The sequence below is a fragment of the Flavobacterium sp. W1B genome (assembly GCF_047344965.1).
Classification (GTDB): domain Bacteria; phylum Bacteroidota; class Bacteroidia; order Flavobacteriales; family Flavobacteriaceae; genus Flavobacterium.
Window position 1 is genome coordinate 1,268,889 of sequence record NZ_CP178845.1, and the last position, 13,954, is coordinate 1,282,842.

Sequence of the window (13,954 nt, forward strand, 5' to 3'; positions counted from 1 at the left end):
TTTTAATTTGGACCCAGAGCCCAGTTTAAGCCTTATAAGTTCACTAGATACTGAACTAGTGTTTGATTTTATCGGAATATGTGCGTTGCTTTTTTGCTCTGCAATAGTTTCCGGCGCCGAAGTGGCATTATTTTCCTTGTCTCAAAAAGACATTGATGATACAATTCAAGAAAACCCTTCAAAAGGGAAAATCCTATCGGATCTTTTACAGAAACCCAAAAAACTATTAGCGACACTTTTAGTAGCGAATAATTTCATCAATATTGGCGTGGTAATTTTGTTTTCGTTTGTTGGCAGGAATCTGTTTTCGGCGATAACTTCTCCCGCTTTGAAATTTGTTTTGGAAGTAATTGTGGTTACTTTCTTATTGTTGTTGTTTGGAGAAGTTTTGCCTAAGGTATATGCCAGCAGGAATAATATCAAGTTTGCTAAATTAATTGCATTTCCTATTGTTGTACTTGATAAAATGCTTTCGCCTATTAGTGTGCCAATGCGCAATACGACCGTTTATTTGCATAATAAACTGGGAAAACAAAAAACAAATTTTTCGGTAGACCAATTATCGCAAGCGTTAGAGTTGACTTCTTCGGAAGATACTTCTACCGAAGAACAAAAAATATTGGAAGGCATTGTGTCTTTTGGAAATACCGATACAAAACAGGTGATGAGCCCTCGAATTGATATTTTTGCTTTAGAAATAACAGAATCTTTTGTTGAGATATATTCTAAAATTATAGAAAAAGGTTATTCCAGAATTCCGGTTTATCGTGATAATATTGATCAAATTGAAGGTGTTTTGTTTGTGAAGGATTTACTTCCACATATTGATAAAAAGAATTTTGATTGGGTTTCATTGGTTCGAGAGCCATTTTTTGTACCGGAGAATAAAAAACTAGATAACTTGTTGAAAGATTTTCAAAGTTTAAAGAGTCATTTGGCTATCGTGGTTGATGAATATGGAGGAACTTCAGGATTAGTTTCGCTTGAAGATGTGATTGAGGAAATCGTAGGTGATATCAGTGATGAATTTGACAATGACAATGTTGCTTATTCTGTGATAGATGAGCATAACTATCTTTTTGAAGGGAAAATAAATCTTAAAGATTTTTATAGAATTATAGATGTCGATGAAGATCTTTTTGAGGTCAAAAAAGGAGAAGCAGAGACTTTGGCTGGATTTATTTTGGAGATTTTGGGGAACTTCCCCAAAAAAGGTCAGAAGATTTCATACGAGAATTGCTTGTTTACCGTTGAAGCTGTAGATAAAAAAAGAATAAAACAGATAAAAGTTACCATCGATGTTTAATTTAAAGAATTACCGCCAAAAGTCAAACCGAAATAGAACTGCAATAACGCTGTTTGCGATTTTTGGATTGTTTTTGTTTTCGGCTTGTAAAGACGATGTGCTTCCTAAGCCTTCGGGTTATTTGCGCTTGGATTATCCTATTGCAAAATATGCCAATTTTGAAAACGAATGTCCATTTACTTTCGAAATGAATTCGGATGCCGTTATAAAGGGAGAAAAGAATTGTGGATTTGCTATTTCATATCCAAAAATGAAAGCAACTATTTATTTGACTTATAAACCGGTCAATAATGATATCAATAAACTCTTGCGAGATGCTCAAAAATTGACTTTTGAACATGTGATTAAGGCTGATGATATTTTGGAGCAACCTTTTTTGAATCCTGATAGCAAAGTGTACGGAATGTTTTATCAGGTGGATGGGAATGCGGCTACCAATTCCCAGTTTTATGTAACGGATAGTGTCAAGCATTTTATTAGAGGTTCCGTTTATTTCTATGCTAAACCTAACTTTGATTCCGTTATGCCGGCTGCAAGTTATATCAAAAATGATATGCAGCGAATTATGGAAACTTTGAAGTGGAAGTAGTAATTGTTTAAGAAGTGTGTTTGAAGATTCCTTTTTATAAATTGGACTCTTAAAAAATAATAAAGCATAAAAAAAGCATTCGTTACTTACGAATGCTTTTTTTATGAAATCAAAATAGTTTGATTATGATTTTGTGCTGCTTACGGTGTATGTTTTTCCGTCACCTGTTGCTTGAACCACTTTGGTTAGACTTTCCGGAGTTTGAGCTGTTTTGTCAAAAGTTACGGTAGCTATTTTTGTGTCAAAATCTACTGTGGCTGTTTGTACTCCATCTAGAACAGTTAGTTCTTCTTGAATAGTTTTGGCACAACCCATGGCGCATGTCATTCCTTCGATAGCGAAATTGGCGGTTTGTAAATTCTCTGCAGCAATTTCTTTTTTAACTTTTGGAGCAGTTGTTTCTGTTTCCGCTTTTGCGGTTTCAGTTTCAGGAGTGTTTTTTTTGCAGCTAACAAATAAAAGGCTAGAAAGAGCTATCGCTGCTATTGATTTTGTGATATTCATTTTAATTGATTTTGAGTGTTTTAACAAGCGTTTTGTTTCATTGCAAAATTAATAAAAAAAGGAGTGCTAATTCATAAAATTATTACAATTTTGGGGCAAAATAGCGATTATGGAATCAAAACAATTAAAATGGGCTTATCTGACGGTTCTTGCCTTGGTTTGGGGGAGTTCTTTTATATTAATTAAAAAAGGATTAATAGGTTTAACGGCTTTGCAGGTTGGTTCGTTGCGGATCATCTTTGCAGCAATTTTTTTGTTGCTGATTGGTTTTAAAAGTCTTTCTAAAATCCCGAAACAGAAATGGAAATATATTGCATTGACTTCTCTGTTTGGTACCTTTATTCCGGCTTTCCTTTTTGCAATTGCCGAAACCGAATTAGATAGTTCGGTTACAGCGATTCTTAATTCATTGACTCCTTTGAATACTTTAATATTAGGGGCTACGGTTTTCAGTGTCGGTTTTCATAAAAAACAGCTTTTGGGTGTTTTTATTGGATTGCTGGGGAGTTTGCTTTTGGTTTTTAATGGAGCAATGAATCATCCGGAACAAAATTATTATTATGCTATTTTGGTAATTATTGCTTCTGTTTGTTATGCTTTGAATGTGAATCTGATCAAAAGGTTTTTGTCTGATTTGAGTCCGGTAAGTATCACTACCGGGAATTTTTTGGTTTTGCTTTTACCATCTTTAGCTATTTTGTATTTAACGGATTTTTCATCAGTAATACATGTCGAAAAAGTGCAACATTCAATCCTGTTTATAATGATTTTGGGAGTTGTGGGAACTGGTATTGCTAATATTTTGTTTTTTAAATTGATACAAATGTCGTCGCCTGTTTTTGCGACTTCGGTGACCTATTTGATTCCTGTTGTGGCTTTCTTCTGGGGGTTGTTAGACAACGAAATACTTACTCCGGTTCAGTTTTTTGGAGCTTTTGTTATTTTGATAGGAGTTTATTTATCTGCCAAAAAGTAGTTGTTGAATAAAAAAATAAGAGTATTTATAAAATAACAAAGGCTATCATTGCGATAGCCTTTGTTGGTTGGTTGCGTTTTTTTGATTATTTAAAGTCAGCGTCAGTAACACCTTCGTTTATTGTAACTTCAGACATTTTGATGTCTAATTCGAAACCTGCATTTTGGATGATATTAAAAGGTACTTTTACTCCTTTTACATCTCTGTAATCTCCAAAATTAGTTGTTTGGGTCATTGTTTTCCCTCCTTGCTCCATTGTTTTGGATTCAGCAAGTTTTAATCCAGAATTAACATCAAAATAAAGAGTAGTTTTTCCGTTTTTGATAGCGTAAGCTTCTTTTCCGTTCAGGTTTTCGATTCCGTCAAGGCTTATGTCTGCTTTTTTAGAAAGTTGTAATTCATCAAATAAAACGGCGCTATTTTTCATTTCGGCTAACTCGCTTCCTTCGAAATTTTTGCGCTGTCCTTGTTGAAGAACATAAGCACTAGTCTCGTTGATAACTTGTTTCATTAAGCTCATGGTTCCCATTGCTAATTCTACGTTCAGTTTTCCTTTGCTATCCGCTTTTGAGGTGAAGCTTAAAGGAGATGGAGCTTGCGGAATTGTAGTAGAACCTTTCATTGAGATCGTTTTTACGGCTTTTACGGCCTTTTCTCCACCAATAGCTAGAATGTATTTATCCAAGATGCTTTTGGTTGTTATTCCTGCCGGTATTTCTTTTTTGAAAACGGGTTTGGCTACTGGATTGCCAAATTTGTCAAAATAGAACATTGGTATTTTTAGTTTTTCTAATGCGGGAGCAACTTCAGATCCTTTACCTACAACTACAATTCTTGTGTTGTCGGCTAAGAAATATTTATTAGCTACATCTTTAATGTCTTCTACCGTTACAGCGTTTATGCTTCGTATGTAATTTTCGTAAAAATCAGCAGGCAAGTTTTGTGTTTCGGTGTTTAAGGCATAACGGGCAACTGTTGCAGGTTTTTGAATTTGCATTACAAAATTACCGATGTATTTTGCTTTGGCATTTTTCAGATCGTCGGCAGATACTAATTCAGTTCTTATTTTTTTTAATTCGTTTAGAATTTCGACCACAGAACTGTCCGTTACTGCATTTCTTACTGATGTTGATGAGCGGAATTTTTCAACATATTTTCCATATCCTATAGAAGAATAGGCTCCGTAAGTCCAGCCGTGTTTTTCACGTAAGTTTAAAAACAGTCTTCCTTCGCCACCGCCGCCAAGAATTTGATTTGCCAAAATGGCTGCAAAATATTGTTTGTCGGTAATTTTTAAATTGACTGTATTTACAACTGAAATTTCGGATTGTACAGCGTTTGGCATGTCTACAAAATTAATTTGAGATTGTTGCACGTTTTTAGGATCCGGATAAGTTATCTGTGGTGCTTTTGCTTTAGTCCAAGAGCCGAATAGTTTTTCAACTACTTTTTTTATTTCTTTTGTTTTTACATCACCAATAATAATCAGGTAAGCATTTCCGGGAACAAAATTAGTTTTGTAGTTTGAAATCACATCTTCTAGTGTGACTTTGTTAATGCTTTCGTTGCTTAAATATTCACCTGAAGGGTGATTTGCGCCAAAAGTCAAAACATTTTCAACTCTTCCGGCAACAGCGGTGATGCTTTTTTCTTGTGATTTTATACCCTCTAAAAGTTTTGCTTTTATCTTATCAAATTCCACTTGAGTAAAAACGGTATTGAGTGCGCCATCAGCCATTAGCTCTAATATTCTGCCTGAATATTTAGATAATCCGCTTGCCGAAGCACCGTTAGAATCAAAATTTATATTTGCGCCTAAGAAATCAACTTCTTCGTTGAAAGCATCTTTTGGAGTTTTTGAGGTTCCGCTTCCAATAAGTTGGCTTGTAATGTCAGCAACGCCTTTTTTGTCGCCTTCGGCATAAGGCATGTTGTCTAAGCTAAGACGGAATGAAACTCTTGGTAATTTGTGGTTTTCTACCACCATTACTTTTAGGCCGTTTTTAAGTTCGAAATTATTGGATTTTCCAATTTTGATTATCGGAGAAGCGGTAGCTTTTGGCTGTGGAATTATTTGTCCTTGCATAACTAGAGTCAAAAACAGACTAGATATTATATATATTGTTTTTTTCATGGTGGTTCTTGTTAATTATTGGATTTGTCAGTTGGAACATAATCTAATACTAATCTTTGGTTTGGATTTAGGTATTTTTTGGCAACAGCTCTAATCTCTTCCGGTGTGATAGTGTGGTACATTTCAATTTCGGTGTTAATTAGGTTTACATCTTTGTATAGCAAGTGGAAAGTAGCCAAGTTTTCGGCAATTCCTTCAATGGTTGAATTGCTGTTTACGTACTGATTGTCGTATTTGTTTTGCAGTTTTTTTAATTCTTTTTCAGAAATTAATTCGGTTTGCAGTTTTACGATTTCAGAATCAATTTCTGCAAGGATGTTTTCGGCTGTGCTTGGAGCCTGAGGCAATCCGTAAAGAATGTAAGTTCCGTAATCTTCTTGGCTGTAGCTAAATGCGCCAATTTGCAAGGCCATTTTTTTGTCGTCAACAATTTTTTTGTATAATCTAGAGCTTTTTCCATCGCTTAAGATTGTTGAGATAAAGTCTAAAACTCTGGCATCGCGAGTTTTCATTGATGGCGTTCTGTACGATGCAACAACCATTGGGATTTGAATGTTTGGATCTTCAAATTTTGATTTAATGGTTTGTGTAATTGGCTCCTCTGTAAAGGTTTCTCTGTCAATGGTAGCTCCTTTTTTTATGACACCAAAGTATTTTTGGATCCATTCTTTAGCTTGATTTTTGTTGAAGTCACCTGCAACTACCAATACAGCGTTGTTTGGAACGTAAAATTTATTGTTGAACTCTTTGAATTCGTCTAGTTTGGCAGCATCCAAGTGATCCATTGATCCAATAGTTGTCCAGCGATAAGGGTGATTTTTGAACATTTTTTTCTTTACTTCCGGAATCAACTGACCGTAAGGGCTGTTGTCATAACGCAGTCTTTTTTCTTCTTTGACAACTTCATTTTGAGTGTCAACACCAATTTGGTTGATAACCGGATGCAACATTCTTTCTGCTTCCATCCATAATCCTAGTTCAAGATTGTTTGATGGAAATACTTCGTAATAATAGGTTCTGTCTTCGGTAGTATTGGCGTTATTCGTTCCTCCGTTTCCGGTTACTATTTTAAACCATTCGCCACGTTTGATGTTTTCGGTTCCTTCGAATAATAAATGTTCAAAAAAGTGTGCAAAACCTGTTCTTTCCGGGTTTTCGTTTTTGGCACCTACATGGTACATTACAGATGTTATCACAACTGGAGCCGAAGGGTCATTTTGCAAAATAACATGTAATCCATTGTCTAAAGTGTATTCTTCGAAGACTACTTTTTGAGCAGAAACGGCTCCTCCAAGTAAAAGTGTGGCGCTTAATGCCATTATTGATTTTTTCATAAGAATTAATAATTTTATATAGTAAGTAGTAAAAGAAAAGTTATTGTTACTTCGAAAGTAGCTTTTTTAGGATAAAACTAGTGATTTTTTTGTATTCATCAGCTAAAGACTAGTTTTAATGGGCTATTTTTGTGGTTGCAAATGGCTTTTAAATCAGGTGAAAAATAAGATGGGATATTTTTTTGACACAACTGATTGCTTAGTAAATATTTAATTGTATATTTGCAACCTTAAAAATTAATAAAACAATTTGTTATGTACGCAATCGTAGAGATAGCAGGGCAACAATTCAAAGTAAGCAAAGACTTAAAGGTTTATGTTAACCGTTTGGCTAATGAAGAAGGATCAAAAATTTCTTTTGATAAAGTTCTTTTATTAGACGATAATGGAAACGTTACTTTAGGCGCCCCAGCTATAGAAGGTGCTTCTGTAGAAGCTAAAGTGTTACAACACTTAAAAGGAGATAAAGTTATCATTTTCAAAAAGAAAAGAAGAAAAGGATACAAAAAGAGAAACGGTCACAGACAGTATCTTACTCAAATTGTAATTGAAGGTATAACTTCAACTGGTGCTAAAAAAGCTGCTCCTAAGAAAGCCGCGGCAGAAGCAACAGCAGATGCAGTAGCTCCTAAAGTGAAAAAAGCTCCAAAAGCAAAAAAAGAAGATACTCAAGAATAATAACAAAATAAAACTAATACGTCATGGCTCACAAGAAAGGTGTCGGTAGTTCCAAGAATGGTAGAGAATCAGAATCAAAACGTTTAGGTGTTAAGATTTTTGGTGGACAAGCTGCTATTGCAGGGAACATCATCGTAAGACAAAGAGGTTCAAAACACAACCCAGGTGCAAATGTTTACATCAGTAAAGATCACACCCTACACGCAAGAGTAGATGGAGTTGTACACTTCCAAAAGAAAAGAGATAACAAATCATACGTTTCAATCCTTCCATTCGAAGTTGAAGCTTAATTGATTTCTCAATTTATTAAAAACCCGTTTCGAAAGAAACGGGTTTTTTTATGGAAAAAAGATTTATTAGTTGCTGATTTTAATCGCTGAGTTTATTTGAAAACGCAACTATGATTTCACGGATTAAAATAAAATTGACAAGCTGTGGTTGCTTGTTTTAGATTTTTGATTAGGCTTTGTTGATTGATTTGAAGCCATTTTTGGTTGAAAACAAACAAACCCCTTGCTATGGAAGCAAGGGGTTTGTTTTGGAATTATCTGAATCAATAATGATCTTTTTATTCGTCTCTAGGCATTTCTCTGCGCTCCATATTTCTATTGTTTCTACTCCCTGGAGGGTTTTTCATTCCTGAGAAGTCTTGAATCTTATATGTCAAAGAAAACATAGCATACCGTTTTAAAACGGTATTTTCGTTATCGCTAACCGATGTAGTCGAAATATTTCTGGTGATGCTCTGGTTTTGATTTAAAACATCATATACTTTTACTTTGGCAACAAATGTCTTGTTTAAGAAAGCATAGGATAAGCTTGTGTTCCATAGATAATAATCTTGATTGATAGAATTGTAAGTATATCCAAAATCATTACCCCAAATCCAATCTGTGGGCCAATAGCTTGTGGTTTGAAGGTTTATTCGATGTACTACATTTGATCTAGGGTTGAGTGTGCTAATATCGTATTTGGTTTGGTTATAAGAGAAATTATAAGAAGGAGCAATGGTAAAAAATTTCCCATAATCATAATTAAGGTAAATTCTAGGAGAAATTCCCATGGTTTTAGCGCCATACAAAATATCATCAGTGAATCCTTTGGAGAATGAATGATTAGCGTTTAAGGCTAGACCGTAACGCAATAAATTAGATTCTTGCTTGATGGTTTTATTCCAATTTCCACCTCCTGAAAAGGAATAAGTTCCTGATACGTTTTCGTATGTGGTTGTTCTTTTTCTGTCGGCATCATAAACAGAAGAAGAAATTACATCATTGTTGTAAAAATTAGTATTAACGTAAAGATTGTAGCCTGAACGGGTACGGAAATCAAAATTTCTATAGTTAATGTTTGCGCTGTGTGTTTCGGTAGCATCCAAATTAGGATTTCCTATGATGGTATTCAGCGGATTTGATAGGTTTTCTATGGGTAATAATTCAGATGCTGACGGTAAGGAAAGGCTGTAGTTGTATCTTGCTGTTAAAGAGTTAGAACGGTCCATTTTGTACCTAATTTGTGCGTTTCCATAAGGCAAGATGTATTTCTTGTTTAAATCAGTTGATTGATTTAGATAGTTTGAATGATTGTTGTATTGTACAATTGTGGTCGAAGAATTGATGTCAAATGTAAATTTATTTTTTTCAAATCGAATACCTGCTTTTGGAGCAATGCTATTTTGTTTTGAGGTAATGTAATTAGAAAGAGATTCGTTTAAATCGGTATAGATATCATTTCCATTATTATCATAGGTTTTTTTGTCGTTGATAGAGTTTTGGAAATTGTATTCCATACCAATTTTGAACCTGATAGAATCAGTTATAGGTTCCGTGTACTCAATTTCAGCTGAATAAGAATCGTTAATGCCTTTGCCAAGGCTGTTTTGATCTCTAGTTATTTTTTCATTTTTTGAGTAAAGATTTGTTTCTGATTGTACAATTCCATTCGAATTCGAGTTAGAATTGCTGTTGTTTATTACTACGCTAAGATTACGTGCTTTTTTCTCAAAAGATTTGTTGAAATTAATGGAGTTGCTAAAATTGTTTGATTCACTTCTATTTGTTGATTCTGATTGTGAGTCATTTGTTAGTGTTTCGTCTAACAATCTAGACTCGCTTTTTGATTCTGAATTACTATAAGAATTAGACGTATTGAATTTTGGAGCCACAAATAATCGCATAGTAGGCGAAATTTTGTACTCTAATTCTATATTAGCTTTATTGCTGGTGTTATTGTTTTGAGATTCTGAATTAGACTTAGTGGTGAAATCACCCGTTGGGCGGAAATTTGTAGAGAAAGAACTATTTGAGTTTTCAGTTGAGGTATCCGAAAAATTGTAATTGGCATTTACCTGAAAACCTTTAGTTAATTGGTCAGAATAATTAAAACCTAATAAATTTGATTGAGTAATTCCACTAGCTTGCCCTCTGCCAACGGTAGTGCCTCTACTATTGCGACCGCCTCCCATATTGTCAAAGACTTCGTCCATAGAGAAACCCGGAGCGTTTATGTTATTGGATGATCCTAAAAGGCTAATTTTTCTATTGTTGTTAAATAAATTCATGATAAAACTGGATTCGTAACGATCATCAGATCCGTATCCGCCTAAGAATTTACCGAAATATCCTTTGTTTTTTTCTTTGTCAATAGTCAGGTTGATACTCGAATTTTCGGAACTCGATTCTGCTTTAGAGTATTCTTCTTTTTTCGTTTTGAAATCAGAAACTTGAACTTTGTTGATGATTTCGGCAGGTAAATTTTTCAAAGCCATAGCGCCATCTCGATCAAAAAAGGGTTTTCCGTTTACTAATACTTGGGTTACTTCTTTTCCGTTTACGGTGATCTTTCCATCATTATCAACTTCAAAACCGGGTAATTCTTTTAATAAAGTTTCTACGTTTGAATCGGGGCGCACTTTAAACAAGGACGCTTTAAATTCAATAGTGTCTTTTTTGATTTTGATAGGAGGCTCTTCTCCTTTTATGATAACACCTTCAAGTGCGTTTGTTGATTCTAAAAGATAAATTGTTTTGAAATCTTTATTAGAATTGATCTCTTTTAACTCTTCAGAAAAAGTTTGAAATCCCATATAGGTCACTTTGAGAGATACAGGTTTGTCTTGCTTTTTTGCAGAGAAGATAAAGTCTCCATTTTTATCTGTTAATGTATATTCTAGCATGGTTGAATCTTTCACGGTTGTAAAATAAACCGTAGCTGACTCTAATGGAAGCTTATCATTACTGCCTAATACTTTTCCTTTTATGGTATAGTTTTCTTGGGCATTGGTTAAAAAAGGACAGATTAAAAAGAATAGAATGGAGTAGTATCTTAGCATATTGAAATTATTTGACTGCTTTTTAGATGTCAAATAATTAGAAAGGTTTAATTAGAAATGTAAAATATACCCAAACAAAAAACCCTTGCTCCCGAAACTTCGGTATGGCAAGGGTTTTTAAATCTGAAATCGTAAATTAAAAATCTACAATCTTAAATCATTTAGTATCTGTAATATTCCGGTTTAAATGGTCCTTCAACAGCAACACCGATATAAGCAGCTTGATCGTCACGTAAAACTTCCAATTCAACTCCTAATTTAGCTAAGTGCAAAGCAGCAACTTTTTCATCTAAATGTTTTGGCAACATATAGACGTCATTGTTGTAAGCAGCGCTGTTTTTCCATAATTCGATTTGAGCCAAAGTCTGGTTTGTAAATGAGTTACTCATTACAAAACTTGGGTGACCTGTAGCACAACCAAGGTTTACCAAACGACCTTCAGCAAGGATAAGGATATCTTTTCCAGCGATAGTATATTTGTCAACCTGTGGTTTGATTTCGATTTTTGAAGCACCGTGGTTTTTGTTTAACCAAGCCATATCAATTTCGTTATCAAAGTGTCCGATGTTACAAACGATAGTTTTATCTTTCATTTGTTCGAAGTGACTTCCAAGAACGATATCTTTATTTCCTGTAGTTGTAATGATAATATCAGCATTGGCAACAACAGTGTTTAATTTTTTAACTTCAAAACCGTCCATTGCAGCTTGTAAAGCACAAATTGGGTCAATTTCAGTAACCGTTACAATAGAACCAGCACCTCTAAAAGAAGCTGCAGTTCCTTTTCCTACGTCTCCGTATCCGCAAACAACAACTCTTTTTCCAGCAAGCATAATATCAGTTGCACGACGAACTGCATCAACTGCAGATTCTTTACAACCGTATTTGTTGTCGAATTTCGATTTAGTAACCGAGTCATTCACGTTAATTGCAGGCATTGGCAATGTTCCTGCTTTTACTCTTTCGTACAAACGGTGAACACCAGTTGTAGTTTCTTCAGATAAACCTTTAATTCCTTCAACTAAATGAGGGTAACGGTCAATAACCATATTGGTCAAATCTCCACCGTCATCAAGAATCATGTTCAATGGTTTTCTGTCTTCGCCAAAGAACAAAGTTTGCTCAATACACCAGTCAAAATCCACTTCGTTCAAACCTTTCCAAGCATAAACCTGGATTCCTGCAGCAGCAATCGCTGCAGCAGCTTGATCTTGAGTAGAAAAAATGTTACAAGAAGACCAAGTAACTTCTGCACCAAGAGCGATTAAAGTTTCAATCAAAACCGCAGTCTGAATTGTCATGTGCAAACATCCAGCAATACGAGCACCAGCAAGAGGTTGTTCGTCTTTGTATTCCGCACGAAGCGCCATTAAACCTGGCATTTCAGCTTCAGCTAGTTCAATTTCTTTTCTTCCCCAAGCCGCTAGAGAAATGTCTTTTACTTTGAAAGCCACAAAAGGCATAGTCGTTGTACTCATTTATAGTATATTTGTAATTACTTCGTCCGTTCGCCTTTCAGGCTCGGGTGAAAATTTTTTTTGCAAATTTACGTAATAACTTTAGAATTTAACTGTTTTCTAAAAGATTTATGAATTGTTTAATTCGCTAATCTTAGGAACATTAACTAAATAATTTTTTAAACGGAACTTGTTTCTGTTTCTGGAGCTATTTCCCGTTATTCGCTGTATCTTTTTCCACGCCAAAAAAGCGTGAAAAAAGGATGCCGCTACTACCGGGGCTAAAAATCAAGACCATAACACGATGCCACTTTACAAAACCATACATATCTCCCGAAGCATTGGGAATACTACCCAAATTCTAGTTTGGAAAGTAACAGAAACCTTTGCGGAATTACTGGAACAAGTGGTTTTAAACGATAGCAATCGCAACCGGCTGAACGGAATGAAATCAGAAATGCACCAACGTGCTTTTCTTAGTGTTCGTAAGTTATTACAGGAGACAGGACATACCGATTTGGATTTGTATTATGACGAATTCGGGAAACCGCATCTCCATGGTGAGAAACACATTTCGATAACGCATTCCCATAATTTTTCGGCCATAATCATCAGTGACGAAACCGTAGGCATCGACATCGAATTGCAAAGAGACAAAATCATCCGTATCGCCGATAAATTCTGTGACTCCGAATTTCAATTCTTGGATACAGACAGTGAAGAATACATCAGGAAACTGACCGTGATTTGGGGCGCCAAAGAAGCCATTTTCAAAATCCGAAACGAAAAAGGAATCAGTTTCAAAAATCACATCAAAGTTGGCACTTTCGAATTAGAAAATAAAGAAGCCACGGCCGAACTGCATTTTAACAATCTAATCAAAGACTTTAAGATCCATTTTGAAGAAATCGAAGGATTTACTTTGGTTTATGCTTTTCAGGAAAACGAATCTTAACCCCGACTTTCAAAAATATTCATATAAAGAAATGTTCCCATTTTTCGAGCTCTCCGTTTTAGAATTTCCACATTTTCGCCTTCAAAAAGTTCGTCCAAAGTGGCAAACCACAAATTCAGCCAAATACCGAATTCGTTTGGTGTGATGCGCTGATCAAAACGTTTGTCGACCGCATTATGTGCCAAAATCGGATTTCCTTTGTACTTTTTTACGGCAAATAAATTGGTTTCCCAAAAATCTGTCAACTTCTCCAAGTGCTCATCCCAATCGGTGATGGTTTCATTAAAGAAAAAACCGATTTCCTCGTCTGCTCTTATTTTATCGTAAAAAGTGGTGACTAAAAGTTTTAGATCGTCTCGGTTTTCAATTTGTTTTCTCATTTAGATGATAATGGAATTAATTAGAATAAATAAAATGCTGAAAAATACACTAATAATAGTAAGATTAAGTATGACTTTATGTTTCATTTGTGCCAAAATCGAAGTGTTTACAAGCATACAACTTAGTACAATAACGGCCAATTGAAGCATTTGTACAAGAGTTGTTCCGTTTTTAAGAACATTCATGGCTGCAGCTGAACCTAAACAACTTTGTCCAATAACGATTAATGTTGCAGAACCAATAAAATTGTTGTCAAAACCTTCGAGTGTTTTTTTGTAAAGTGTCATGATAATTTGTTTTTGTTGGTAC

At 34.9% G+C, this 13,954-nt stretch carries 13 protein-coding genes; 6 read left to right on the forward strand and 7 right to left on the reverse strand.

The genetic code is table 11. The features are described from left to right. Positions 1 to 7: 7 nt before the first annotated feature. Together ACMDB5_RS05545 and gldD are read left to right on the forward strand one after the other, a co-directional pair. A complete protein-coding gene (locus tag ACMDB5_RS05545; protein WP_414000018.1) occupies positions 8 to 1,306 on the forward strand; it encodes a gliding motility-associated protein GldE in 1,299 nt (432 codons plus the stop codon). Further along, positions 1,299 to 1,895 carry a gliding motility lipoprotein GldD gene (gldD, locus tag ACMDB5_RS05550; protein ID WP_414000019.1) on the forward strand — a complete coding sequence of 199 codons (597 nt, stop codon included), beginning with the start codon at positions 1,299 to 1,301 and terminating at the stop codon, positions 1,893 to 1,895. Before ACMDB5_RS05545 ends, gldD begins: the two co-directional genes overlap by 8 nt. Positions 1,896 to 2,018: 123 nt before the next feature. On the opposite strand, the gene ACMDB5_RS05555 is transcribed toward gldD, so the two are convergent. After that, the gene (locus ACMDB5_RS05555) at positions 2,019 to 2,399 is read right to left on the reverse strand and encodes a heavy-metal-associated domain-containing protein (RefSeq protein WP_414000020.1); all 381 of its coding nucleotides are present in this window, start codon (positions 2,397 to 2,399) and stop codon (positions 2,019 to 2,021) included. 109 nt (positions 2,400 to 2,508) lie between these two features. On the opposite strand from ACMDB5_RS05555, the gene ACMDB5_RS05560 reads away from it, so the two are divergent. Beyond that, the gene (locus ACMDB5_RS05560; RefSeq protein WP_414000021.1) at positions 2,509 to 3,375 is read left to right on the forward strand and encodes a DMT family transporter; all 867 of its coding nucleotides are present in this window, start codon (positions 2,509 to 2,511) and stop codon (positions 3,373 to 3,375) included. A gap of 85 nt (positions 3,376 to 3,460) precedes the next feature. Here the strand turns inward: ACMDB5_RS05560 and ACMDB5_RS05565 are convergent, their stop codons facing one another. Together ACMDB5_RS05565 and ACMDB5_RS05570 are read right to left on the reverse strand one after the other, a co-directional pair. Beyond that, positions 3,461 to 5,509 (reverse strand): M16 family metallopeptidase, encoded by a 2,049-nt coding sequence (locus ACMDB5_RS05565; RefSeq protein WP_414000022.1) that lies wholly within the window; start codon positions 5,507 to 5,509, stop codon positions 3,461 to 3,463. An 11-nt stretch (positions 5,510 to 5,520) separates the two neighbouring features. Next, positions 5,521 to 6,843, reverse strand: coding sequence for a M16 family metallopeptidase (locus ACMDB5_RS05570; protein ID WP_414000023.1), 1,323 nt, complete (start codon positions 6,841 to 6,843; stop codon positions 5,521 to 5,523). A 255-nt stretch (positions 6,844 to 7,098) separates the two neighbouring features. Between ACMDB5_RS05570 and rplU the strand changes: the two genes are divergently transcribed. Together rplU and rpmA are read left to right on the forward strand one after the other, a co-directional pair. Further along, positions 7,099 to 7,521 (forward strand): 50S ribosomal protein L21, encoded by a 423-nt coding sequence (gene rplU, locus ACMDB5_RS05575; RefSeq protein ID WP_414000024.1) that lies wholly within the window; start codon positions 7,099 to 7,101, stop codon positions 7,519 to 7,521. 23 nt (positions 7,522 to 7,544) lie between these two features. Then, positions 7,545 to 7,811, forward strand: coding sequence for a 50S ribosomal protein L27 (rpmA, locus tag ACMDB5_RS05580; protein ID WP_091082981.1), 267 nt, complete (start codon positions 7,545 to 7,547; stop codon positions 7,809 to 7,811). Between the two features lie 278 nt (positions 7,812 to 8,089). On the opposite strand, the gene ACMDB5_RS05585 is transcribed toward rpmA, so the two are convergent. After that, entirely contained in the window at positions 8,090 to 10,852 is a 2,763-nt protein-coding gene (locus ACMDB5_RS05585) for an outer membrane beta-barrel protein (RefSeq protein ID WP_414000025.1), read from the reverse strand. Positions 10,853 to 11,013: 161 nt separating this feature from the next. Then, entirely contained in the window at positions 11,014 to 12,330 is a 1,317-nt protein-coding gene (gene ahcY, locus ACMDB5_RS05590) for an adenosylhomocysteinase (protein WP_414000026.1), read from the reverse strand. A 283-nt stretch (positions 12,331 to 12,613) separates the two neighbouring features. Here ahcY and ACMDB5_RS05595 point away from each other — a divergent pair, with 283 nt between their 5' ends. After that, positions 12,614 to 13,264 (forward strand): 4'-phosphopantetheinyl transferase family protein, encoded by a 651-nt coding sequence (locus tag ACMDB5_RS05595; RefSeq protein ID WP_414000027.1) that lies wholly within the window; start codon positions 12,614 to 12,616, stop codon positions 13,262 to 13,264. Here ACMDB5_RS05595 and ACMDB5_RS05600 read toward each other — a convergent pair. Together ACMDB5_RS05600 and ACMDB5_RS05605 are read right to left on the reverse strand one after the other, a co-directional pair. Continuing rightward, positions 13,261 to 13,644, reverse strand: coding sequence for a group III truncated hemoglobin (locus tag ACMDB5_RS05600; RefSeq protein WP_414000028.1), 384 nt, complete (start codon positions 13,642 to 13,644; stop codon positions 13,261 to 13,263). The genes ACMDB5_RS05595 and ACMDB5_RS05600 overlap by 4 nt on opposite strands. Further along, positions 13,645 to 13,932, reverse strand: a complete 288-nt coding sequence (locus tag ACMDB5_RS05605) for a hypothetical protein (RefSeq protein ID WP_414000029.1) — start codon at positions 13,930 to 13,932, stop codon at positions 13,645 to 13,647. It lies immediately after the preceding gene. Positions 13,933 to 13,954: the final 22 nt, after the last annotated feature.